At 70.1% G+C, this 20,850-nt stretch carries 21 protein-coding genes and 2 tRNA genes; 14 read left to right on the top strand and 9 right to left on the bottom strand.

Annotated elements, in window-relative coordinates; genetic code table 11:
* Nucleotides 1-190 precede the first annotated feature (190 nt).
* Nucleotides 191-1,420 carry a L,D-transpeptidase gene (locus KHA85_RS01125; RefSeq protein WP_109148412.1) on the top strand — a complete coding sequence of 410 codons (1,230 nt, stop codon included), beginning with the start codon at nt 191-193 and terminating at the stop codon, nt 1,418-1,420.
* Between the two features lie 48 nt (nt 1,421-1,468).
* Here KHA85_RS01125 and KHA85_RS01120 read toward each other — a convergent pair whose 3' ends face one another.
* Nucleotides 1,469-2,752: a cation:proton antiporter domain-containing protein gene (locus KHA85_RS01120; protein ID WP_213184514.1), complete on the bottom strand. Its 1,284-nt coding sequence runs from the start codon at nt 2,750-2,752 to the stop codon at nt 1,469-1,471.
* A gap of 58 nt (nt 2,753-2,810) precedes the next feature.
* Here KHA85_RS01120 and KHA85_RS01115 point away from each other — a divergent pair, with 58 nt between their 5' ends.
* A complete protein-coding gene (locus KHA85_RS01115) occupies nt 2,811-3,800 on the top strand; it encodes a DUF2804 domain-containing protein (protein ID WP_213184493.1) in 990 nt (329 codons plus the stop codon).
* Between the two features lie 99 nt (nt 3,801-3,899).
* On the opposite strand, the gene KHA85_RS01110 is transcribed toward KHA85_RS01115, so the two are convergent.
* The 3 genes from KHA85_RS01110 to KHA85_RS01100 form a co-directional block, all read right to left on the bottom strand.
* A tRNA-His gene (locus tag KHA85_RS01110) sits at nt 3,900-3,972 on the bottom strand.
* A 74-nt stretch (nt 3,973-4,046) separates the two neighbouring features.
* A complete protein-coding gene (gene orn, locus KHA85_RS01105; RefSeq protein ID WP_213184492.1) occupies nt 4,047-4,715 on the bottom strand; it encodes an oligoribonuclease in 669 nt (222 codons plus the stop codon).
* A gap of 7 nt (nt 4,716-4,722) precedes the next feature.
* Complete coding sequence (locus tag KHA85_RS01100; protein WP_213184491.1) at nt 4,723-5,394, bottom strand: hypothetical protein; 672 nt, start codon at nt 5,392-5,394, stop codon at nt 4,723-4,725.
* Between the two features lie 116 nt (nt 5,395-5,510).
* Here KHA85_RS01100 and KHA85_RS01095 point away from each other — a divergent pair, with 116 nt between their 5' ends.
* Nucleotides 5,511-6,212 (top strand): TetR/AcrR family transcriptional regulator, encoded by a 702-nt coding sequence (locus KHA85_RS01095; protein ID WP_213184490.1) that lies wholly within the window; start codon nt 5,511-5,513, stop codon nt 6,210-6,212.
* Nucleotides 6,213-6,237: 25 nt separating this feature from the next.
* On the opposite strand, the gene cmrA is transcribed toward KHA85_RS01095, so the two are convergent.
* Together cmrA and KHA85_RS01085 are read right to left on the bottom strand one after the other, a co-directional pair.
* The gene (gene cmrA / locus KHA85_RS01090; protein WP_213184489.1) at nt 6,238-7,062 is read right to left on the bottom strand and encodes a mycolate reductase; all 825 of its coding nucleotides are present in this window, start codon (nt 7,060-7,062) and stop codon (nt 6,238-6,240) included.
* A 122-nt stretch (nt 7,063-7,184) separates the two neighbouring features.
* Entirely contained in the window at nt 7,185-7,895 is a 711-nt protein-coding gene (locus tag KHA85_RS01085; RefSeq protein WP_213184488.1) for a hypothetical protein, read from the bottom strand.
* A gap of 290 nt (nt 7,896-8,185) precedes the next feature.
* On the opposite strand from KHA85_RS01085, the gene KHA85_RS01080 reads away from it, so the two are divergent.
* Nucleotides 8,186-9,490, top strand: coding sequence for an MFS transporter (locus KHA85_RS01080; protein ID WP_236884987.1), 1,305 nt, complete (start codon nt 8,186-8,188; stop codon nt 9,488-9,490).
* A 91-nt stretch (nt 9,491-9,581) separates the two neighbouring features.
* On the opposite strand, the gene KHA85_RS01075 is transcribed toward KHA85_RS01080, so the two are convergent.
* Complete coding sequence (locus KHA85_RS01075) at nt 9,582-10,292, bottom strand: HAD family hydrolase (protein ID WP_308936812.1); 711 nt, start codon at nt 10,290-10,292, stop codon at nt 9,582-9,584.
* 97 nt (nt 10,293-10,389) lie between these two features.
* Here KHA85_RS01075 and KHA85_RS01070 point away from each other — a divergent pair, with 97 nt between their 5' ends.
* Nucleotides 10,390-11,379, top strand: coding sequence for a TIGR03557 family F420-dependent LLM class oxidoreductase (locus KHA85_RS01070; protein ID WP_063973991.1), 990 nt, complete (start codon nt 10,390-10,392; stop codon nt 11,377-11,379).
* A 42-nt stretch (nt 11,380-11,421) separates the two neighbouring features.
* Nucleotides 11,422-12,048: a DUF2335 domain-containing protein gene (locus KHA85_RS01065; protein ID WP_213184487.1), complete on the top strand. Its 627-nt coding sequence runs from the start codon at nt 11,422-11,424 to the stop codon at nt 12,046-12,048.
* Between the two features lie 137 nt (nt 12,049-12,185).
* Here KHA85_RS01065 and KHA85_RS01060 read toward each other — a convergent pair.
* Nucleotides 12,186-12,258: transfer RNA gene (locus KHA85_RS01060), tRNA-Arg, on the bottom strand.
* Nucleotides 12,259-12,370: 112 nt separating this feature from the next.
* Here KHA85_RS01060 and KHA85_RS01055 point away from each other — a divergent pair.
* The 8 genes from KHA85_RS01055 to KHA85_RS01020 all read left to right on the top strand — a co-directional run bounded on the left by KHA85_RS01055 (nt 12,371) and on the right by KHA85_RS01020 (nt 20,103).
* A complete protein-coding gene (locus KHA85_RS01055) occupies nt 12,371-14,401 on the top strand; it encodes a bifunctional copper resistance protein CopD/cytochrome c oxidase assembly protein (RefSeq protein WP_213184486.1) in 2,031 nt (676 codons plus the stop codon).
* Between the two features lie 166 nt (nt 14,402-14,567).
* Nucleotides 14,568-15,020 (top strand): single-stranded DNA-binding protein, encoded by a 453-nt coding sequence (locus KHA85_RS01050; RefSeq protein WP_213184485.1) that lies wholly within the window; start codon nt 14,568-14,570, stop codon nt 15,018-15,020.
* A gap of 126 nt (nt 15,021-15,146) precedes the next feature.
* Complete coding sequence (gene ettA / locus KHA85_RS01045; RefSeq protein ID WP_007626691.1) at nt 15,147-16,820, top strand: energy-dependent translational throttle protein EttA; 1,674 nt, start codon at nt 15,147-15,149, stop codon at nt 16,818-16,820.
* A 5-nt stretch (nt 16,821-16,825) separates the two neighbouring features.
* Entirely contained in the window at nt 16,826-17,302 is a 477-nt protein-coding gene (locus KHA85_RS01040) for an acyl-CoA thioesterase (protein ID WP_213184484.1), read from the top strand.
* Entirely contained in the window at nt 17,299-17,757 is a 459-nt protein-coding gene (locus KHA85_RS01035) for an acyl-CoA thioesterase (RefSeq protein ID WP_213184483.1), read from the top strand. The genes KHA85_RS01040 and KHA85_RS01035 overlap by 4 nt, the downstream gene beginning before the upstream one ends.
* Entirely contained in the window at nt 17,754-18,239 is a 486-nt protein-coding gene (locus KHA85_RS01030) for an acyl-CoA thioesterase (protein ID WP_213184482.1), read from the top strand. Before KHA85_RS01035 ends, KHA85_RS01030 begins: the two co-directional genes overlap by 4 nt.
* A 35-nt stretch (nt 18,240-18,274) precedes the next feature.
* A complete protein-coding gene (locus KHA85_RS01025) occupies nt 18,275-18,928 on the top strand; it encodes a DUF8185 domain-containing protein (protein ID WP_308936811.1) in 654 nt (217 codons plus the stop codon).
* Nucleotides 18,925-20,103, top strand: coding sequence for a site-specific DNA-methyltransferase (locus tag KHA85_RS01020; RefSeq protein WP_213184480.1), 1,179 nt, complete (start codon nt 18,925-18,927; stop codon nt 20,101-20,103). The genes KHA85_RS01025 and KHA85_RS01020 overlap by 4 nt, the downstream gene beginning before the upstream one ends.
* On the opposite strand, the gene KHA85_RS01015 is transcribed toward KHA85_RS01020, so the two are convergent.
* Nucleotides 20,100-20,843 carry an SDR family NAD(P)-dependent oxidoreductase gene (locus KHA85_RS01015; RefSeq protein ID WP_213184479.1) on the bottom strand — a complete coding sequence of 248 codons (744 nt, stop codon included), beginning with the start codon at nt 20,841-20,843 and terminating at the stop codon, nt 20,100-20,102. The genes KHA85_RS01020 and KHA85_RS01015 overlap by 4 nt on opposite strands.
* Nucleotides 20,844-20,850: the final 7 nt, after the last annotated feature.

Below are 20,850 nucleotides of genomic sequence, written 5' to 3'. Positions count from 1 at the left end.
AACAGCCGCGAGCCGGGATCACGAAATCGCCTGGTCAGAGTTCGGGTTGCCGTCCAACTCCCGGGGTCCGTGATGTGACATACTCCGGTGTTTCGATATGGAGTGAGGGCAGCCCGGCAGGCATACTGGTGTAGACATCCCCCGGTCGTGGCCACGGCTGGGCGGAAGAGACAGCTGGAAGGGGCCATCAGTGAACCTGCGGACAACGGATCGGACGGCGCGGCGAGCGACCGGGGCCCGGTCGAAGGCCCGTCTCGGTCTGGCCGCCGTGTTCACCGGCGCACTGGTTCTCACCGGCTGCACTATCGGCGACGGCACGGTGGAGGACACCCCCGTGGCCGAGGCGCCGGCGGGTCCCGCCGCGGTGATCGACCTGTCGGTGGCGGACGGTGCCACCGACGCGAACCCCGCTGAGCCGATCGTGCTCACCGCCGAGGACGGTAAGCTCGACTCCGTCGTGGTGCGCAACCCCGAGGGCGTGCAGGTGCAGGGGGAGTTCAACCCGGAGTTGACCGAGTGGCGCACGACCGAGGAGCTCGGGTACGGCCGGCAGTACACGGTGGAGTCCACCGCCACTGACGAAGCCGGGCTAGTGACGCGTAAGAACGCCACGTTCACCACGCTGACGCCGAACATCATGACGGCCGCCTACCTGACCACGGGTGAGGGGTCCGTGGTGGGGATCGGCCAGCCCGTCGCGGTGATGTTCGACGAGCCCATCGCGGACCGCCGCGCGGCGCAGGAGAACATCCACATCACCACCGAGCCGGCGGTCGAGGGCGCGTTCTACTGGGTCTCCGACCAGGAGGTCCGTTGGCGCCCCGCCGAGTACTGGGCGCCCGGAACCAAGATCGACGTCCACGTGGACATCTACGGCGAGGATCTCGGCGGCGGGATGTACGGGCAGCAGGACGCCCACAGCAACTTCGAGATCGGCGACGCCGTGATCTCCCGGGTGGACGACTCGACCAAGATGATCACCGTCGAGCGCAACGGCGAGGTCATCAAGACCATGCCCACCTCGATGGGCAAGGACGCCACCCCGACGCCCAACGGCACCTACGTGATCGGCGAGAAGCACGCCTCGATGATCATGGACTCGTCCACGTACGGCGTGGCGGTGGACTCGGCGGAGGGCTACCGCACGCCGGTGCAGTACGCCACGCGGATGTCGTACAGCGGGATCTTCGTCCACGCCGCGCCGTGGTCGGTGTGGGCGCAGGGCAGCCAGAACACCAGCCACGGCTGCCTCAACGTCACCACGGCGGACGCCAAGTGGTTCTACGACAACGCCAAGCGCGGTGACATCTTTGAGGTCACCGGGACCGTCGGCCCCACGCTGCCCGGCTGGGACGGTCTCGGTGACTGGAACGTCCCGTGGGAGACCTGGAAGGCCGGCAACGCCGACCGGGGCGCCTGACCCCGAGGGCGGGGGCCCCGACGGCGGGCCGCCGCGCCGCGGTGGGGCCTAGGATGACGACCGGGACGACGACGAGGTCGACTTCCGCTCGCGCTCGGCGGCGGCCCGGAAGAGCGCACGGCCTGGGGCCGCGGTGATGCCGTGCGCGACGGTACTGGCCACCACGACCAGGGTCCCGGCGCCGAGGAGTGTCGGATCCGCACCGGCTCGCGAGGCCTCCTCGGTCAGGTAGAACACCGCGGCCACACCGACGGGGCCGAACCAGCCGAGGTAGGCGGCGCCACGCACCTTGAGCCCGAGCGGCTTCATCACGGCGAAGATCAGCGGCGGGCGGCGCAGCAGGAGGACGCCGGCGGTGAGCCACACGGCTCCCCAGCCGAGCTCGGTCCAGGCGCCCCACGGGATCATCGCGCCGAGGGCGACGAAGAACGGCAGGACGGCGAACTGGTTGACGGCCTCGTCGATCTCCACCTCGGTCCTGCGTTCGCTGCCGGAGCTGGTGAGGTTGAACGCCAGCCCGGCGACGAACGCGCCGAAGACGCCGTTGACGCTGAGGAGTCCCGCGACGCCCAGGACGAGCAGCGCGAGCAGCAGCGTGTACAGGAGCATGGGCCCGGTCTCGGTGTCGCGGTGGCGTTCGGAGAAGTGCAGGGCCTTCGCGGCGGCGACCCCGGCGGCGATCCCCACGATGAGGGCGCCGATGATCTGCCATGCCGATTCTCCGAGGGCCTGCCCGGCGGTGAGCGGGGTGGCCACGGCCAGCGCGACCATCACCAGGGGCAGGGCGAGCCCGTCGTTGGCGCCGGACTCGAGCGACAGCAGTTGCCGGTCGTGCTCGGGTAGGTCCTCCTCGGCCTCGTCCCCGGTGACCGCGCTCGAGGCGAGGACGGGGTCGGTGGGGCACACGGCGGTGCCGAGCAGCAGCGCCAGCGCGAACGGGATGCCGAGGGTCCACATCGCCAGGCCGGTCGAGATCAGCGCCATCCCGGGCAGGACCACCGCCAGCAGGAGAGCCAGTCGCCGCCAGTGGCGCCGGATCGCCGAGAACGGGTAGCGCAGGGCCACGCCCATCACGGAGATGGCCAGGAGGATCTCGGCACCGGTGTGGAGGGTCGAGTGGTCGGCGATGATGTCGCGGACGTCGAGGACTCCCGAGACCGCCGGCCCCAGGAGAACTCCCGCGACGAGCGCGATGAGCGGCTCGGTGACGGGCCACTGGCGCAGTCGGGCCGAGAGGGCGACGATCACCACCCCGAGTGCCCCGACGGTAACGAGCAGCACATCGAGTGCGGTCAACAGGCTCTCCTCGTGTCGGTCGGTCATCCGAACCATAGGAGAAGCCGCCGGGGCGCGCATCCGTGCTCCTCGGCGTGCGTGCGACAGTGACCCCATGACCGCCGAACGCGAGATCACTAGACCCGTCGACCTGGCCCGGGGCCGCATGCTCAACCCGGACGCCGTGGGCTGGTCCCGACGACCCCTTCATCGCACACACATCGCCGGCTGGGGGAGGACCAAGCGGTGGGAGTACTGGGGGATCGTCACCGACCGGTTCGTGGTGGGGCTGACGGTCGCCGGGCTGGACTACCTGGCCAACTGCGCGGTCTACGTGCTGGACCGCGCCACGGGGCGGGAGACCGTCCGCGGCGGGATCAGGCCGCTCCACAGGCCGCGTTTCGGTGACGCGCCGGGTGACGGGTCCCTGCGGGCATCGGCCGGCGTGGGCGGAGGTCGGGTGGCCATCGAGGTCGACGACGACGAGGACGCCACCTCCATCCGTGTGCAGGCGCGGGATCTACAGGTCAGACTGCAGGTCAGCCGCCCGGAGCACGACAGCCTCGCGGTGGTGGTCCCGTGGAGTGAGCGGCGGTTCCAGTACACCCTCAAGGATCTGGCCAATCCCGTGACCGGGTCGGTGACCCTCGACGGCACGACGCATGACCTCGGCACCGGCTGGGCGGTGCTCGATCGCGGGCGGGGCCGCTGGCGGTACGCGACCACCTGGAACTGGGGCGCGGGCAGCGGTGTGGTGGCTGGCTCGACGCGGGCTGTTCAGGTGGGCGGCAAGTGGACGGACGGCACCGGATCAACCGAGAACGGGATCCTCGTCGACGGCCGGATGCACAAGCTCGGCGAGGACCTGCAGTGGACCTATGACGTGTCGGATCCGGCGGGGCCGTGGCGGGTGCAAGGGGAGCGCCTGGATGCCACGCTCACGCCGTTCCACCTGCGCCGCGACATCACCGAACTCGGGGTGCTGGCGGTGAAGACGCATCAGGCGTTCGGCACGTGGCACGGCACCGGCGTGCTCGACGACGGCACGGAGGTCTCGCTCGACGGGCTGGTGGGCTGGGCGGAGCAGTCCCGCAACCGCTGGTAGACCGGCGCGCATCACGGCGGAGGCCAGCCGCGGATGTCCCGCAGATGCGAATGGCGGGTGATTCACACCGAAGTGCGCATCACCCGCCATCGCGGTCGGGGTGGCTGACGGGACTCGAACCCGCGACAACCAGAATCACAATCTGGTGCTCTACCAGCTGAACTACAGCCACCACCGCTGCCCTCGCGGACAGCGCTGACGACTTTACCTCCTCGGTGGCCTCGCCGGGAAATCCCCAGGTGGCGACTACTCGACCGCGGGCAGCTCCGCAGCGGCCTTCTTGACCTCGTCGCTGGTCGGGCCGGGCTGCGGGACGAACGCGGTGGCCCGGTAGTACTGCAGCTCGCGGATCGACTCCTTGATGTCCGCCAGGGCGCGGTGGGACATGCCCTTCTCGGGCTGGCCGAAGTAGATGCGGGGGTACCACCGGCGGCACAGTTCCTTGATGGAGCTGACGTCGATCATCCGGTAGTGCAGGTAGGAGTTGAGCTCGGGCATGTCGCGGGCGAGGAAGCCGCGGTCGGTGCCGATCGAGTTGCCCGCCAGGGGAGCGGACCCGGCCACCGGCACCCACGTCCGTACGTAGTCCAGGACGGCCTTCTCGGCCTCGGCAACCGTCACCGTCGACCTGCGGATCTCCTCGGTCAGGCCGGAGGAGGCGTGCATGTCCCGCACCACCGGCACCATGGCGTCGAGCGCGGCGTCGGAGGCGTGGATGACGATGTCGACGCCCTCGCCCAGCACGTTGAGTTCGGAGTCGGTGACCAGGGCGGCGATCTCCACCAGCTTGTCGTTCGTGGTGTCGAGGCCGGTCATCTCGCAGTCGATCCAGACGATGCGATCGTTCTTCGATTCCTGGTGGGGCGTCGGTGACGTCGACGGGGCAGCGGTCTCGGCGGGGGTCGGCTCGGGCATCGTTCGACTATATCCCCGGCACTCGGAACGCCCGGGGCCCGTGCGTCGCAGCGGCGCCGCGGAAGGTGGTCAGTGTGTACGCGGCGTAGCCGGCCGCCGCGGCGAACAGCACCCCGTAGGCGATGCGGCCGACCGGCGGGAGGAGGAACTGCGGCAGGAACAACGCCGCGAGCACCGCCAGTGGGAGGAAGGCGCCCGCCACAGGCCCCCGGCCGTGGGTGCGACGCCAGCCGAGCGCGGAGGCGAGACCGGCGCTGGCCAGCGCGAGCAGCCCCACCCCGAAGAGGGCCATGGCGGTCGGATCGTTCCGCACCGTCGGTACCAGTTCGAGTGCGCCGGGTGCGTCATCCAGGGCCCGCTGACCGATCGCGTGCAGGGCGAACGTCTCCGTCCCGTAGTAGGGCAGGACGAGCGCGGCGCCCAGCGCGGCGACCAGGCCCACTCGCGCGGAGGCGAGCGATGACCACAGGGCTGCCGAGGCGACGAGCGCTCCCGCCCCCGCGAGGTGCGACCAGACCCACAGCGGCGAAGCGAACGCCTCGGCCGCGGCGAGGGACTCAGCGCCGCCCCCGTCGCCGTAGGGACGAATCGACAGGTACGCGGCCATGAGGGTGCCGGTGACGACGGCGAGGACCGCGATCGAGGAATGGGGAACCGGGCGGTGCGTGCGAAGGGTCATCGGGGCCTCCGGCCGATAGGAGAGCGGTGCTCTCAGAGTGGATCAGAACCCACGGTAGGCCGGACCGGGCGACTAATCAAGAGCACTGCTCTCGGAATTCTGGCAGAATCGCCGCCATGGGCAGACGCGCCGAGGCCAGGGCTGAGACGACCGAGAGGATTCTCGGAGCGGCACGTGCGGAGATCGCCAGAGTCGGCGGGGTCGGGCTCTCGATGCGGGCGGTCGCTCGGGAGGTGGGCATGGTCTCGTCTGCCGTCTACCGATACTTCCCGGCACGCGAGGACCTGCTCACCGCGATGATCATGGAGAGCTACGCCAACCTCGCCGATGCTCTCGCCGCCGCGGCCGACCACGGCGACGCGGCTTCCGGTGCCGCCGCGGGCTCCGGCGTCGCCGTGGCCGACCGGTGGTCGCGGCTCGCCACGGCGCTGCGCCGTTGGGGTCTCGCCACCCCCCACGAGTTCCAGCTCATCTACGGCACCCCGATCCCCGGGTACGTCGCACCGCCCGAGACGATCCCGGCCGCGGGCGCGGTCGCGGCGCCGTTCCTCGACTGTGTCGGTCCGAGGCGGGTCGCGTGGACCGCCGATCTGCGATCAGGGGAGGGCCTGCGGGCACTGGTCGACGGGACGGGGATGGATTCCTCGGGGGCTGCGGCGGTCGTCGCGGCGATCTCCGAGCTCGTCGGTTTCGTGGGTCACGAGCTCGCGGGACACTTCGTCGGGATGTTCGAGCCCGCCGACGGCCTCTATGACGCGGTCGTGGCCCGCCAGGTGCGGGATCTCGGCCTGAACGCGGCGCCGCGAGGCGAGTTCTGAGGGCTCGACCGCAGGGGCGTTCCGGTCAGGCGCCGTCGCCCTGCTGGCCCTCGCCGAGCTTGGCGTAGAACCTGCCCACGACGGGCGCCATGATCCCGCGCGGGATGTAGTTGCCGGCCACGGACATGGCCTGGCTCAGCGGGCCGGGCACCACGCGCATCTTGTTGCGGGCCAGCGCGTCCAGCGAGACGCGGGCGGTGTACTCGGTGTCGACCCAGAGGCGATCGGGGACCAGGCGGTCGACGAAGGTCTTGTCCTCCTCGGCGATCTCCTCGGTGCGCACCGGCCCGGGCGCGAGGAGGGTGACGTTGACGCCGGAGCCGATGAGTTCGCCCCGGAGGGACTCGGAGAAGGTGTTGAGGAACGCCTTGGTGCCGGCGTAGGTGGCGTTGTTGGGGATCGGCATGTTGCCGGCCGCCGATCCGACGTTGAGGATCGCTCCCGAGCGCCGTTCGACCATGCCGGGCAGGACCGCCAGGACCAGGTCGTGGCAGGCCACCGCGTTCACCTGCATCTGCTGCTTCTCGTATGCGGGGTCCAGCGACGCCACGGGTCCGAACGTGGCGATGCCGGCGTTGTTGCAGAGGACCGAGATCTCCTGCGTGGCCAGCTCGTCGAGCAGGGGCTGGCGCTCGGCGGGGCTGCCGAGGTCGCAGGGGCGGACGTCGACGCTCACGCCGTACTCGCTCTCGAGCCGCGTCTTGAGGTTCTGCAGGATTCCCTCGCTGCGGGCCACCACGATGAGCGAATGTCCACGCCGTGCGAGTTCGGTGGCCAGCGCCATGCCGATCCCGGAGGAGGCGCCGGTGACGACTGCTCGGTTCGACGTGGTGGGAGTGGGCAGGGACATGGGGCTCCTCGGGGCTGCGGGCTGGCGGACCGAGGCTGAGCGTACCGGCCGGAGCGCGGGACGCGGCCCCCGGCGAACGTCATTTGCCGGGGGCCGCCGGAGGGCTGGACGGGAGAGGGGGGTCAGCTCCCGAGCGAGCCCATGCTGAGCGAGCCCCCGTCATCGTCGGCATCGTCGTCGTCGGAGACCTCGTACCCGGCGAAGGCGTACCACTGGTCGTTCTCATCAGTGCAGGTGAACAGCGCGCCCGCGTCGAAGTCGGTGCGCTCGACGGTCGGGACGGACAGCGTCGCCGACCAGGGTTCGCTGGCGCCTGCGGCAACGGTGAACCCGGGCGCGGTGCCGTAGTGACCGGCGAGACGTGCCTGATCCTGCGCCTGCTGGATGGCGTCGAGTTCGACGGCCGCGGGATCGCCGAGTCCGAGCGAGCCGAGGCTTCCGGAACCGAGCCGGGCCGCGAGGGAACCGGTGTCGACCAGTCCGCCCGTGCTGGGCAGGATATTGCCCGTCAGGAATGCCAACGATCGGTCGACCAGCGCCTCGTCGGTCACTGTGCCACCGTCGGATGCGCCGAATGCTCCTGGGGTGCTGCAGGTCAGGGGGCCGTCGCTGTCATTGGTGAACGTACCGGTCACCACTGTGGCGTCCTCGTCCGCCGCGTCGACCTCCACGGTGGCGAGGCCGGATCCCACCGCCATCTGCACGGTCGAGTCGTCGGTGCCCGGCAGGGCCATGGGGGCGATCTGGGCGGCGGCGACGCCACTGCCGGCGACGAGGCCGGCGGCGCCGAGAAGAGCGATGAGAGAGCGGCGGGCGGGTGATCGGAACTGCATGGTGAGTTCTCCTCATGTGGGGATGTCGGCGCACCGCCAAAGGGGGAGGCGGCGTCACACAGGCGCCAGGAGCTTTGTGACTAAGAACGCACTAAGACATTCGAGGTTGACGGTGTACAGATTCGCGCGATCCGACGGCGTCCAATTCATGGCGTCGCCGCCGGCCGGATAGCGTGACGGGTGTGAACCAGTCGAACCGCCCCGAACCGTCCTCACCTGCGTCCCCGGTCGCGGCGACGCCCTCGGCGGCGGTGACGCGCACCCCGCGCGGCCAGGTCTTCGCCTGGGGGATGTGGGACTGGGGGTCGGCGGCGTTCAATGCGGTGATCGTGACCTTCGTCTTCTCCGTCTATCTCACCGACTCGGTGGGCGCGGACCTCGACGGGCCGCTGTCGGCCGCGACGTGGCTGTCGATCTCCGTCGCCGTCGCCGGGCTGGTCATCGCGCTCACCGCGCCGGTGATGGGGCAGCGCGCCGACCGCGGCGGTCGGCGTCGACGGTCGCTCGCGATCTGGACCTACGCAACGGTTCTGCTCACCGCGCTGATGTTCCTCGTCGACGCGGACGCCCCGTACCCGTCGTTCTTCATCGGGCTCGCCCTGCTGGCGATCGGATCGATCACCTTCGAGTTCGCCGAAGTGTCGTACTTCGCGATGCTGCGCCAGGTCTCGACTCCCGCCACAGTCGGCCGGGTGTCCGGCTTCGGCTGGGCGATGGGCTACTTCGGCGGGATCTTCCTGCTGCTCGGGGCGTTCCTCGGCTTCATCGCCGGCGACGGCCCCGACCGCGGGCTGCTCGGCGTCACCGCCGACGGCGGCATGAACGTGCGCCTGGTGTGTCTGCTCGCCGCCGTGTGGTTCGCGACCTTCGCGCTACCGGTGCTGCGGTCGGTGCCGGAGCACCGCCCGGCCGCTGCCCGTGGGGCCGCCGGTGAGGTCGACGACGACGAGCCCGGCTTCCTCGCGTCGTACCGCATCCTCTGGGTCGATCTGAAGCGCCTGTGGCGGCGGGATCCGCGCACCGTGAAGTTCCTCGTCGCGAGCGCGATCTTCCGGGACGGCCTGGCCGGGGTGTTCACCTTCGGGGCGATCCTGGCCGTGACGGTCTACGGGTTGGCGCCCGGGGACGTCCTCATCTTCGGCGTAGCCGCCAACGTGGTGGCGGCGCTGGGGGCGGCGGCCGCGGGCCTTGTCGACGACAAGGTCGGCCCCAAGGCGGTGATCATCGGCTCGCTGGTGGCGATGATCGCGACCATGACCGTGCTCCTGTTCGTCGACGGCCCCGCGATGTTCTGGGTCTTCGGGCTGCTCATGTGCCTGTTCGTGGGGCCCGCGCAGTCGGCGTCGCGGTCGTTCCTGGCCAGGCTGGCCCCGGCGGGCAGCGATGGTCAGATGTTCGGCCTCTACGCCACCACCGGCCGCGCGGTCTCGTTCCTCGCCCCCGCCCTGTTCGGGCTGTTCACGTGGGCGTTCGCGACGGATCGCGCGGGCATCGCGGGCATCGGCCTGGTGTTGCTGGTGGGCCTGCTCCTGCTGTTGCCGGTGCGGACGCCGACCCGCGACGAGGCGGCCGGTAGCTGGGCGGACGTTCGGTAAACCCTGAACCCGCTGATTAAGAGTCCGGCGTGCCGCGTCTGCGACCGCGCGCTACCCCGGCGTCCCGGGAGGGTCGCCCCGGGCTCGCCGGTCAGAGCTCGTCGGCCTCGAGGAGTTCGAGGACGGCCGCGGCGTCATCGACGATCGTGGAGAAGCCCGCCTCGGTGAGCTCGGCGTCGCCGATCCCTCCCGTGCGCACCGCCACCGAGCGGATGCCCAGCTTGGCGGCGGCGATCGCGTCCCAGGTCGCGTCGCCCACCATGATGGCGTTCTCGGCGTCGACGCCGGAGCGCTCCAGGGCGATCGCCACGATGGTCGGATCCGGCTTGGCCTGGTCGACGTCCTCGCCGGTGGTCACGGCGTCCAGGTGGTCGTCCACGTCGAGCAACTCGCGCGCCTGCTCGAACTCCGACGGCGCCGCCGAGGTCGCGAGCACGGTGATCCAGCCGCGTTCCTTGGCTCCGCGGACGAGCTCACGGCCACCGGGGAGCAGCCTCAGGGGCGCCTCGGCGTAATACTCGGTGTGCAGGTCCTTGGCCCGGCTCGCCATGTCATCGCGCTCGTCGTCGTCGACACCGGCGAGTTCCAGGAGTTCGGACACCAGCGTGGATCCGTCCTTGCCGATCCGTTTGTGGACCTCTACGTAGGGAACCGGCGCCCCGGCTTCCGCCAGTGCCCGGTACCAGGTCGCGACGTGGACGTAGGTCGAGTCGATCAGCGTGCCGTCGACGTCGAGAAGAAGTGCGCGCTCGGAACTCATGCCCCCGAAGGTGCCCGTCTCGCCGCGCGGCGGCAACCGCACACGGTGTGTCCTCGGGCACGCCGGGGGCGTCATTCACCGGCGCTCGGCCGCGTCGACCGGTGGCGCTCGCCGTCGCTCGCGCGCACGATCGATTGGCATGACGCGCTTCGGATACACACTCATGACCGAACAGTCGGGCCCCAAGGAACTCGTGCGCTACGCGGCCAAGGCAGAGCAGGCGGGGTTCGACTTCGAGGTGGCCTCCGACCACTACTTCCCGTGGCTGAGCTCGCAGGGACACGCGCCGTATGTGTGGAGCGTGCTCGGTGCGGTCGCGCACGTCACCGAACGGGTCGACCTGTGCACCTACGTCACCTGCCCGATCCTGCGGTACCACCCGGCCGTGGTCGCGCAGAAGGCCGCGACCGTGCAGATCATGTCGGACGGCCGGTTCATGCTGGGCATCGGCGCCGGCGAGAACCTCAACGAACACGTCGTCGGCCAGCGCTGGCCGTCCGTCGACGAGCGGCACGAGATGACCGTCGAGGCGCTGGAGATCATCCGCGAACTCTTCGACGGCGGCCTCGTGACCTACTCCGGCGAGCACTTCCGCGTGGACTCCGCCCGCCTGTGGGATCTGCCCGAGAAGCGGGTTCCTATCGGCGTGGCCGCCGGGGGCGAGAAGGCGCTCGCGCACCTCGGCCCGCTGGGCGACCACCTCATTGCGACCGAGCCCGAGAGCAGCTACATCGAGAAGTGGAACGCCCTGGACGGGCAGACGCGGATCGGTGACGGTGCCCGCGCGATCGCGCAGATCCCCATCAGCTGGGACCCCGAGTCCGAGAAGGCCGCCGTCGAGCGCGCGCACGACCAATTCCGCTGGTTCGCCGGCGGCTGGGCCATGAACTCCGACCTGCCCACCACCGCCGGGTTCGCCGCCGCCACCCAGTTCGTGCGGCCGGAGGACGTGGGGGAGCAGCTCGCCTGTGGGCCCGACCTCGACGCGATCGTGGAGAAGGTCCGGCCGTACTGGGAGGCCGGGTACACGGACATCGCGCTCATCCAGATCGGCGACTCCACGCTCGACCGGTTCCTCGAGGAGGCGGCCGAGCCGCTGCTCGCCCGGCTGCGTGAGGCCGCGGGCTGAGCGGACAGATCGTGTCGGACCCCACGGCTACCGTCGCGCCCCATGGGGGAGTCGAACGGGACCGAGGAAGAGGACGACCGTGGCTACACTGAGAGGCATGACAGCGAGCCGGAGCGCCTTCACCGCGGGGATGCGGGGGTTGGATCGAATGACATCGACCCCGACGTCTCGGATTCGCCGGGCCCGGATCGCCGAGGAGTCCCAGCCCAGCGCAGAGGCGAGGTTCTCTCAGGTCCGGAACAAGATCCGAGGGCGAGTGGACCGCAGGCTGGCGTAGTTCGCGAGGAGTCGCAGCTTCTGTCAGCGTCATGGTCGGGTCTACTGCCGCACCCGTCGGACTTCGGCGCATACGACAACGTTCTTCCCGGGGCTGCCGACCGGCTCCTCCGAGTCCTGGAATCCGAGACCGTCGACCGATCGAGACGAGCAGACAAGCTCGCGGACGCCGAGATCGCCAGTGCCGACAAAGACCGCCGCGCAGCAGTAGCGCTTCTGCTGCTGTTCACGGCACTCTCAGTGGCCTTCTTCGCGTCGGGTAACCCGCTCGCCGGCGGCTTCTTCCTCACCCCTCCGATACTCGGGCTGGTGAAAGTGATGTGGCCGGGCCGTGGCGCTGGGCCCGGGCGTGGCCCGGAGTCTTCTCCTGCGCCGAACGGCGACGAGGCGTAGGCGGACCACCTCACAGGCGACCGGAACGACACGATCGTCCGTAGTCGTCGAGAAGAGCTTTTCGCCCGTATCTGTCGAGTGGCGGCGTGCGAAAAGCTCTGCTCGATGGGTGAAGCCCCGGCTCCCGACGCACTGGGCGCCCCCGAGAGGATTCGAACCCCTGACCAGCCGGGTAGAAACCGGATGCTCTATCCACTGAGCTACGGAGGCCTACGACACACCGCGAGGGTGCCGCCGGGTGAATGGTAGCCGATCCGGGGGGGGGGTGGTCCCGGCACCGGCGAATCGGCCCGGGGGTGCCCGGGTTCTTACGATGGTGGTCATGACGTCGTCGAAGACCGCCCCAGCCACCACCGGGCGGCTCGGAACCCGCAGTATCGTCCTGCTCGTCCTGCTCCTCGCGGCGGTGGCGGCCGCGGTGGTCATCCCGCTCTCCGCGCTGTCGCGGGACGTCGCGCTGGAGCTGGTGGGCGTGCCCGACCCGGGCGTTCTCACCACGGCCGGGCTGCCGGCGCTGCGGTCCATCGGCGAACTGCTCGCGTCGGTGGCGGTGGGTGCCGCCCTGTTCGCGGCGTTCTTCACTCCGCCGCAGAAGGACAAGACGCTCGATGTGGACGGCTACCGCATGCAGCAGATCTCGTCCTGGGCCAACATCGCCTGGGCGGTCGCGGCGGCGCTGCTCATCCCGCTGACCCTCTCCGACGTCTCCGGGCGCACGTTCTTCCAGTCGCTGCCGCCGGACCAGTGGCTGGTGGCGATCAACCAGATCGACGTGGCGTCCTCGTGGCGGTGGGCCGCGATCATCGCGCTCGTCGCCGGGATCGGGCAGCGACTCACGCTGAGCTGGCGCTGGTCGGTCATCTGGCTCGCCGTCACCGCGCTCTCGCTGCTACCGGTGGCGACCACGGGCCACGCCTCGGGTAGCACCGCGCACGACATCGCCACCAACTCGCTGATCATCCACCTGTTCGGTGCCGCGTTCTACATCGGCGGGCTCGTCGCGGTGATCGCCCACACGTGGGTCGGCGGCACGCGGGTGGCCCTGGCCCTGCGTCGCTACTCGGCGGTGGCGACGGTGGCGATCATCGCGCTGGGCCTGTCGGGCGTGATCAACGCGATCGTGCGCCTGCACCCCGCCGACCTGTTCACCTCCACCTACGGGCTGCTGGTGGTGTGCAAGGCGCTCGTGCTGTGCCTGCTCGCCCTGTTCGGCCTGGCGGTGCGCCGCCGGGTCATCAACCGGATCGAGTCCAAGGGCGCCAACGCCCCGGTGGACCGCGCGACGATGCTGCGGATCATCCTCACCGAGTCCGTCATCATGGCGGGCACCATCGGACTATCCGTGTCACTGGGCCGCACCCCGCCGCCGGCGCCGCTGTACGTGCCCACCCGCCAGGAGGCGCTGCTCGGCTTCGAGCTGCCCGGCCCATTTGGATTCGGCACCGTGTTCGGCACGTGGCGCTTCGACCTGGTGTTGGGCCTGGCCGCGGTAATCCTGCTGGGCCTGTACCTGTGGGGGCTGTTCAGCCTGCGCCGGCGCGGTGACTCGTGGCCGGCCGGCCGCACCGCCTTCTGGGTGTCCGGCTGCGTGATCCTCTTCCTCACGACCAGTTCGGGCATGGGGATGTTCATGATGGCCGACTTCGCCAGCCACATGGTGGGCCACATGATCATCTCGATGCTCGTGCCGGTCCTGCTCGCGCTGGGCGGCCCGTTCACGCTCGCGCTACGGGCGCTGCCGGCGGCCGGTCGGGGCAACCCGCCGGGGCCGCGCGAGTGGCTGGTCGAGTTCATCAACAGCCCGATCTCGCGATTCCTCACCCACCCCATCGTCGCGTCGGTGCAGTTCGTGGCCGGCTTCTACATCATCTACTTCGGCGGGTTCTACGAGACGCTGGCCTCCGAGCACCTGGGCCACATGTTCATGAACGTCCACTTCCTCATCAGTGGCTACCTGTTCTACTGGGTGATCATCGGCGTGGACGCGGCGCCGCGGCACTTCTCGCCGATGTACAAGCTCATGGTGCTGCTCAGCTCGCTGCCGTTCCACGCGTTTTTCGGCATCCTGCTCATGAACTACCCCACGGTGCTGGCGGAGGGCTGGTACTCGGGCATCGGACTTCCGTGGATCCCGGACCTGCTGCAGAGTCAGCGGGTCGGCGGCGGCGTCGCCTGGGCGATGGGGGAGATCCCGCTGGTGATCGTCATGCTGGCCCTGGCGTGGCAGTGGTACCAGAGCGACATGCGCGAGGCGCGGCGCGGGGAGCGGCAGGCCGACCGGGACGACGACGCCGAGCTCAGGGCCTATAACGCGATGCTCGCGGAGATGTCCCGTGCGGACCGCCGGCGCTGAGGTCGCGCACCTCGTCGTCGTCGACCCCCTTCTCTCCACACCCCGCCCCCTCTCCACAGGGTGACCACCGCGCGCGGTGGGAACGAGGGGTGACGACGACGAGGTGGGGCACTCTGCAGAGCACGAGGCCGGCGCACGGTCGGCCGAGCGTGACAGGAGTGAGCCCATGAACGAAGCCCAGACCACAGTCCGCGGAACCGTGATCACCAACCCCACCACCCGGCGCGTCGGCGACGACCAGGTGTTCTCCTTCCGGGTGGCCAGCAACACCCGCTACCAGGACCGGACGTCGGGGGAGTGGAAGACCGGCGGCACGCTGTACTTCTCGGCCAACTGCTGGGGCCGGCTCGCGCAGCGGGCGTCCGGGTCGATCTGCAAGGGCGACGGCGTGATCGTCCACGGCCGGTTGCTCACCAACGAGTACGAGCGCGAAGGCCACCTCATGCGCGACCTCGAGATGCGCGTCAGCGCGCTGGGTCCGGACCTGTCGCGGATGGACGTCACGGTGCGCCGCGCCAAGCCGGACGAGGACGCCATGGAGATCGGGTCGCAGGACCTCGACGAGTCGGACACGGATCCGGCCGAGGACGGCGTATTCGTGGGGGCGTCCGGCCTGTAGGGGCGGTGCGTCGCGGGGGCGGCGTCCGCCGAGGACGCCGGGGCCGCGGGCGGACACGTAACATGGGGGTCGTGCCCGCGGCCCGCCCGCGGTGATGTGACCTATTTGTGCAGGTGAGAGGGTAGAATGGCCGAGTTCATATACACCATGAAGAAGGTTCGTAAGGCGCACGGGGACAAGGTGATCCTCGACGACGTCACGATGGCCTTCTACCCCGGTGCGAAGATCGGCGTGGTCGGCCCCAACGGCGCCGGTAAGTCCTCGATCCTCAAGATCATGGCCGGCCTGGACCAGCCGTCCAACGGCGAGGCATTCCTCGACCCCGAGGCCACGGTCGGGATCCTCCTGCAGGAGCCCGAGCTCGACCCGGACAAGACCGTCAAGGAGAACGTCGAGGACGGCCTCGGCGAGACCATGGTCAAGCTGCGGCGGTACAACGAGGTCGCCGAGGAGATGGCGACCAACTACACCGATGAGCTCATGGAGGAGATGGGCGTCCTCCAGGAGTACCTGGACGCGGTCGACGCCTGGGAGGTCGACTCGCAGATCGAGCAGGCCATGGACGCGCTCCGCTGCCCGCCGGGTGACGCGCCGGTCACCAACCTGTCCGGTGGCGAGATCCGCCGCGTCGCGCTGTGCAAGCTGCTGCTGAGCAAGCCCGACCTGCTGCTGCTCGACGAGCCCACCAACCACCTCGACGCCGAGAGCGTGCTGTGGCTCGAGCAGCACCTCGCCAGCTACCCCGGCGCCGTCATGGCCGTCACGCACGACCGGTACTTCCTCGACCACGTCGCCCAGTGGATCTGTGAGGTCGACCGCGGCAAGCTGCACCCCTACGAGGGCAACTACTCCACCTACCTGGAGAAGAAGGCCGAGCGGCTCGAGGTCCAGGGCAAGAAGGACCAAAAGCTGCAGAAGCGCCTCAAGGCCGAGCTCGAGTGGGTGCGCTCCGGCGCCAAGGCCCGCCAGTCCAAGTCCAAGGCCCGACTGGCCAAGTACGAGGAGATGGCGGCCGAGGCCGAGAAGCACAGGAAGCTGGACTTCGAGGAGATCCAGATCCCGACCCCGCCGCGCCTCGGCAACGTGGTGGTCGAGGTCAACGACCTCCAGAAGGGCTTCGACGACCGGATCCTCATCAAGGACCTGTCCTTCACGCTGCCCCGCAACGGCATCGTCGGCGTGATCGGCCCCAACGGTGTCGGTAAGACGACGCTGTTCAAGACCATCGTCGGACTGGAGGAGCCGGACGCCGGCACCGTCCGGATCGGCGACACCGTCAAGCTCAGCTACGTCGACCAGAACCGTGCCAACATCGATCCCGAGAAGTCGGTGTGGGAAGTCGTCTCGGACGGCCTGGATTTCATCGAGGTCGGCCAGAACGAGATGCCCTCGCGCGCCTACCTCAGCGCGTTCGGCTTCAAGGGCCCGGACCAGCAGAAGAAGGCCGGCGTCCTCTCCGGTGGAGAGCGCAACCGCCTCAACCTGGCGCTGACCCTCAAGGTCGGCGGCAACCTGATCCTGCTGGACGAGCCCACCAACGACCTGGACACAGAGACCCTCGGCAGCCTCGAGAACGCCCTCGAGGAGTTCCCCGGTTGTGCCGTGGTCATCTCGCACGACCGCTGGTTCCTCGACCGCACCTGTACCCACATCCTCGCCTGGGAGGGCAACGTAGCCGAGGGCCAGTGGTACTGGTACGAGGGCAACTTCGAGGGCTACGAGAAGAACAAGGTCGAGCGCCTCGGCCCCGAGGCGGCCCGCCCGAGCCGGGTCACCCACCGCAAGCTCACCCGGGGCTGACCTCCATGGCGACCCCGACCACCCGCGACACGGGCACCGCTCCGGCTCCGGCCGGGAGCGGTGCGCCGGGCGCCGTGTACCGGGTCCGCATCCCGTTGCGCATTTCCGACTTCGTGGGCTCGCACGTCAACAACGTGCGGTTCCAGGAGTTCTCCCAGGACGCCCGGAGGATGTTCTTCCGTGAGAAGTTCGGCGTCTCGGGATCGCGGGTGCCGATCGCCCTGGCGCGGTGGATGGAGATCGATTTCCGTCGCACCATCGCCATGGGCGTGCCCGAGGTGTGGGTCGACGTGCGGACACTGCGCGTCGGCCGCACCTCGTACACCATGCGGACGTCGATCGGCTCGGAGTCCACGGGCCCCGAGCCGTGCGCGGTCGTCGACACCGTCATGGTGGTGACGGCGGCGGACGAGACCACCACGTTGGAGATCAATCCCGAGGAGCGCGCCGCGCTGCTCGGCCACCAGGAGGAGGCGGGATGACGTCACGCGACGCGACGGACGCCGGGACGGTCCGCTGCACCCTGCAGGTGCGGTGGGCGGACTTCGATCAGTACGGGCACGTCAACAACATCAAATACATCGAGTACGCCCAAGAGGCGCGGATCCTGTTCATCCGCAGCCGCTTCGGGCCGTTCGGCCTCGGGAACCTCCCGCAGGTGGTCCGCCGGACCGAGATCGACCACCTGCGGCCCGTCCTGCGGGACTCCACGACAGTGGACGTGGAGATCGAGGTCGAGCACGTCGGCACCACCTCGTACCAGATCCGGCAGACGATCTACGACGCCGCGGGCGAGGTCTGCTGCACGCTGCGGGTGGTCATGGTCGCCTACGACACCTCCACCTCGTCGGCGGTGGAGATCCCGTCCGGGGTCCGCAACGTGCTGGAGGCCGCCCGGCAGCCGGCCGCGATCACGGACCAGGGGTCGGCCGGGTGACCGACCAGCTCGTCTACGAGGCCGGCGGCCCGCTGGGCGTGTCGGGGGAGCCGGGACGTCGGGTGTTCACCTCGGCGATGCCCGTCCGCTGGTCGGACCAGGACCTCTACCGCCACGTCAACCACGCGCGGATGATCACCCTCATCGAGGAGGCGCGGATCCCGTGGCTCTTCTCCGAGGGGCTGCCGACCGCCACGCTCACCGCCGGCGCGGTGATGACCGACCTGGCGGTCAGGTACCGCGGCCAGATCCGCCACGCCGACGGGCCCATCCGCGTCCGGATGTGGTGCGAGAAGGTCGGCGGAGCGATGTTCGTCGCGCGCCACGAGGTCCGCGCGCGTACCACTCCGGATTCCGAGCCACCCGAGGTGGACTGCACCGCCACCATCGCCGCCTTCGACCTCGCCACCCAGCGGCCCCGCCGGCTCACGCGCGACGAGCGCGGCTATCTGCTGGAGTTCCGGCACGGGGACGCGGCGTGACTGCGCCGGGGCCGCTCGCGGCGCCGGGGGACAGCGTGATCCGCATTCCGGATCCCGCCGACCGCGATGACGTGCGGACCCTCCTTCGTCGGCTCCTGCGGCTCGACGAGGCGACCGTCGTCCGGCTCACTTCGAGCGGGGACCGGATGCGGGTGTGGGGCCGCACCCCCTTCGGCGCGCTCGTCGTCCGCGTCCTCGGCGGTTCGTGCCCCGGTGGCGACGTCGTCTGCGGCGCCGACCACCTGCTCACCGAGCTCGACGTCCTGCAGCGCGGCGACCTCGAGGGGCGTATCGATCCCGGCATGCCTCTGGTCTCCGCCTGGCAGGGGCTGCTGCCGCCCACGGACGGGTTCACCCGCGTCGAGGACGTGCCCGCGCAGGTCCTGCTCGATCTCACCGAGTCGGGGCGGGAGGCCGCGCGCGAGAACGCCGGTCCGGCAGGACTCCCGCCCTCGCTGCTCGACCAGGAGGCGTTGACCGTCCGCGCGGACACCGACCACCCCGTCGGCGTGGACATGCGCACGGTGTTCTCCGTGGTGATGTGCGGGTTCGTCCCGGAAAAGGCGGGCCGCGCCCCCGAGGGGGAACCGGTCCGGGTGAGCGAACGCGGTGCCTGGCTGCGTCTGGACGCCCGCTACGGCACGGCGTTCCGCCGCACGGACGCCCTCACCCTCGAACCGCTGCGGTGACCTCCCCGGGCTTCTCGGTCTCGTGGCCGGGGCGCGGACGCGTCCCGGCCCCCGCGGAGCAGGGGCCGCCCCCACGGATCGAGGCGGTCTTCCCCGGCGAGCACGCCGGCGCCGTCCTCGTCGGCGACGGAGCGCGGATCGCCGAGTCCGCGGAAGCGCTGGCCGGGCACGACCTCGTGCCCGTAGGCACCGCACAGCTCGTCTACCTCGACCCGCCGTACAACCGCGGCGGTCGATTCGACTCCTACCACGACAACATGCCGCGCCTCGAGTGGCTCGACTACATCGAGAGCCGCCTCGTCGTCGCCCGCGATCTGCTCGCCGACACAGGGACCGTGTGGGTCCACCTCGACGACGCCGAGGCCCACCGCGTCCGCTGCCTGCTCGACGACGTCTTCGGCACCGACGCCTTCATCGCCGACCTCACGGTGGAGAGCAACCCCAAGGGCCGCCAGTTGGACCGGTTCTTCGCCGGCTCCCACGACCGTCTCATGGTGTACGCCCGCGACCCGGAGCGGGTGCGGCTCGCCGGCGGCGTCGCCTCAGCGGTCGACCCCGCCGACTTCCCGCTCACAGACGGCGACGGCGTCAGCTTCAGGCTCCTGCCGCTGCGCAACACCAACAAGCGCTTCAACCCCCGCACCACGCCCACCATGACCTACCCGCTCTACGGCGATCCCGTGACCGGTGCCGTCTCCGTGGAACCCGGCCCGGGCCTGGTCGAGATCGTTCCGGTGTTCGGCGACCTCACGCCGGCGGTGTGGCGCTGGTCGCGCGACCGGGCTCGCGAGCGGGTGGGGGACCTGGTGTGCCGCACCGTCCGGGGGCGCAGCGGCCCGCGCGTGGACGTGTACCAGCGCGACAGATTCGAGTTGGGCCGCATCAAGAAGCTCAAGACGATCTGGCTGGCCCAGGAGGTCGGCTCCACCGACACCGCCCGCGCCGAGCTGCGGGCGGCCGGGGTCGACGGGTTCCGCACGCCCAAGCCGGAGGCGCTGATGCGGCGGATCGTCGAGCTGGCCACCGAACCCGGCGAGTTGGTCGTGGATCTGTTCGCCGGATCGGGGACGACAGCGGTGGCCGCCCGCGGGCTGGGCCGACGGTGGGTGGTGGTCGAACGCAACCCCGACACCGTCCGCGACGTCCTGGTACCGAGGCTCCGGGCCGGTGACTAGCGGAGCATGAGGCTGCCGCCGTCGACCACCATCGTCTGCCCTGTCATGTAGGACGCGTCGTCGCTGGCCAGGAACACGGCGACCCGCCCGATGTCGGATTCGGGGTCGCCGAACCGCCGCATGGGGGTGCCCGCGAGCAGCTTCTTCTCGATCCCCGGGTTCGCCTCGATATACGCCTCGACGCCCTCGGTGAGTGCGAGCGGGGAGATGACGTTGACGTTGATCCCGTCGCGAGCCCACTCGTTGGCGGCCACCCGGCTGATCGCGCGGATCGCTTCCTTGGCGGCGGCGTAGGACGCCTGGGTGGGGCTGCCGTCGATCCCGGCGCCGGAGGCGAAGTTGATCACCGAGCCGTCCCGCTCCGCCAGGTGCGGGTGCGCGGCCTTCATGAGCCAGAACGTGGGGTAGAAGCCGGTGTTGAACGACAGGTCCATCATGTCGCCGGTGGTCTGCAACAGCGGGGCCTGACGGGAGGCGTGCGCGTTGTTGACCAGCACGTCGAGGTGGCCGAAGGCGTCGACAGCGGCGGCGACGATCTTCTCCGCGTTGGCCTCCACCGAGATGTCGGAGTTCAGATACCGCACCGCGTCACCGAGCTCGGCGGCGAGCGCCTCCCCGGCCTCGTCGTTGATGTCCACCACCAGGACGCGGGCTCCCTCGGCGACGAACGCACGCGTGATGCCGCGGCCGATGCCGCCGGCCCCTCCGGTCACGATGGCCGTCTTACCGGAAAGTCGCATATTCCGA

The sequence above is a fragment of the Dietzia massiliensis genome, assembly GCF_018390595.1.
In the GTDB taxonomy this organism is placed as follows: Bacteria; Actinomycetota; Actinomycetes; order Mycobacteriales; family Mycobacteriaceae; genus Dietzia; species Dietzia massiliensis.
This window is presented reverse-complemented; position numbering and strand designations above follow the sequence as displayed.

What these genes read in the sequence shown, in the direction of transcription:
- KHA85_RS01120 (WP_213184514.1), bottom strand. Translation starts at nt 2,752, where the DNA reads ATGGTTCGGATGACCGACCGACACGAGGAGAGCCTGTTGACCGCACTC.
- KHA85_RS01115 (WP_213184493.1), top strand. Translation starts at nt 2,811, where the DNA reads ATGACCGCCGAACGCGAGATCACTAGACCCGTCGACCTGGCCCGGGGC.
- orn (WP_213184492.1), bottom strand. Translation starts at nt 4,715, where the DNA reads ATGCCCGAGCCGACCCCCGCCGAGACCGCTGCCCCGTCGACGTCACCG.
- KHA85_RS01100 (WP_213184491.1), bottom strand. Translation starts at nt 5,394, where the DNA reads ATGACCCTTCGCACGCACCGCCCGGTTCCCCATTCCTCGATCGCGGTC.
- KHA85_RS01095 (WP_213184490.1), top strand. Translation starts at nt 5,511, where the DNA reads ATGGGCAGACGCGCCGAGGCCAGGGCTGAGACGACCGAGAGGATTCTC.
- cmrA (WP_213184489.1), bottom strand. Translation starts at nt 7,062, where the DNA reads ATGTCCCTGCCCACTCCCACCACGTCGAACCGAGCAGTCGTCACCGGC.
- KHA85_RS01085 (WP_213184488.1), bottom strand. Translation starts at nt 7,895, where the DNA reads ATGCAGTTCCGATCACCCGCCCGCCGCTCTCTCATCGCTCTTCTCGGC.
- KHA85_RS01080 (WP_236884987.1), top strand. Translation starts at nt 8,186, where the DNA reads ATGTGGGACTGGGGGTCGGCGGCGTTCAATGCGGTGATCGTGACCTTC.
- KHA85_RS01070 (WP_063973991.1), top strand. Translation starts at nt 10,390, where the DNA reads ATGACGCGCTTCGGATACACACTCATGACCGAACAGTCGGGCCCCAAG.
- KHA85_RS01065 (WP_213184487.1), top strand. Translation starts at nt 11,422, where the DNA reads ATGGGGGAGTCGAACGGGACCGAGGAAGAGGACGACCGTGGCTACACT.
- KHA85_RS01055 (WP_213184486.1), top strand. Translation starts at nt 12,371, where the DNA reads ATGACGTCGTCGAAGACCGCCCCAGCCACCACCGGGCGGCTCGGAACC.
- KHA85_RS01050 (WP_213184485.1), top strand. Translation starts at nt 14,568, where the DNA reads ATGAACGAAGCCCAGACCACAGTCCGCGGAACCGTGATCACCAACCCC.
- ettA (WP_007626691.1), top strand. Translation starts at nt 15,147, where the DNA reads ATGGCCGAGTTCATATACACCATGAAGAAGGTTCGTAAGGCGCACGGG.
- KHA85_RS01040 (WP_213184484.1), top strand. Translation starts at nt 16,826, where the DNA reads ATGGCGACCCCGACCACCCGCGACACGGGCACCGCTCCGGCTCCGGCC.
- KHA85_RS01035 (WP_213184483.1), top strand. Translation starts at nt 17,299, where the DNA reads ATGACGTCACGCGACGCGACGGACGCCGGGACGGTCCGCTGCACCCTG.
- KHA85_RS01015 (WP_213184479.1), bottom strand. Translation starts at nt 20,843, where the DNA reads ATGCGACTTTCCGGTAAGACGGCCATCGTGACCGGAGGGGCCGGCGGC.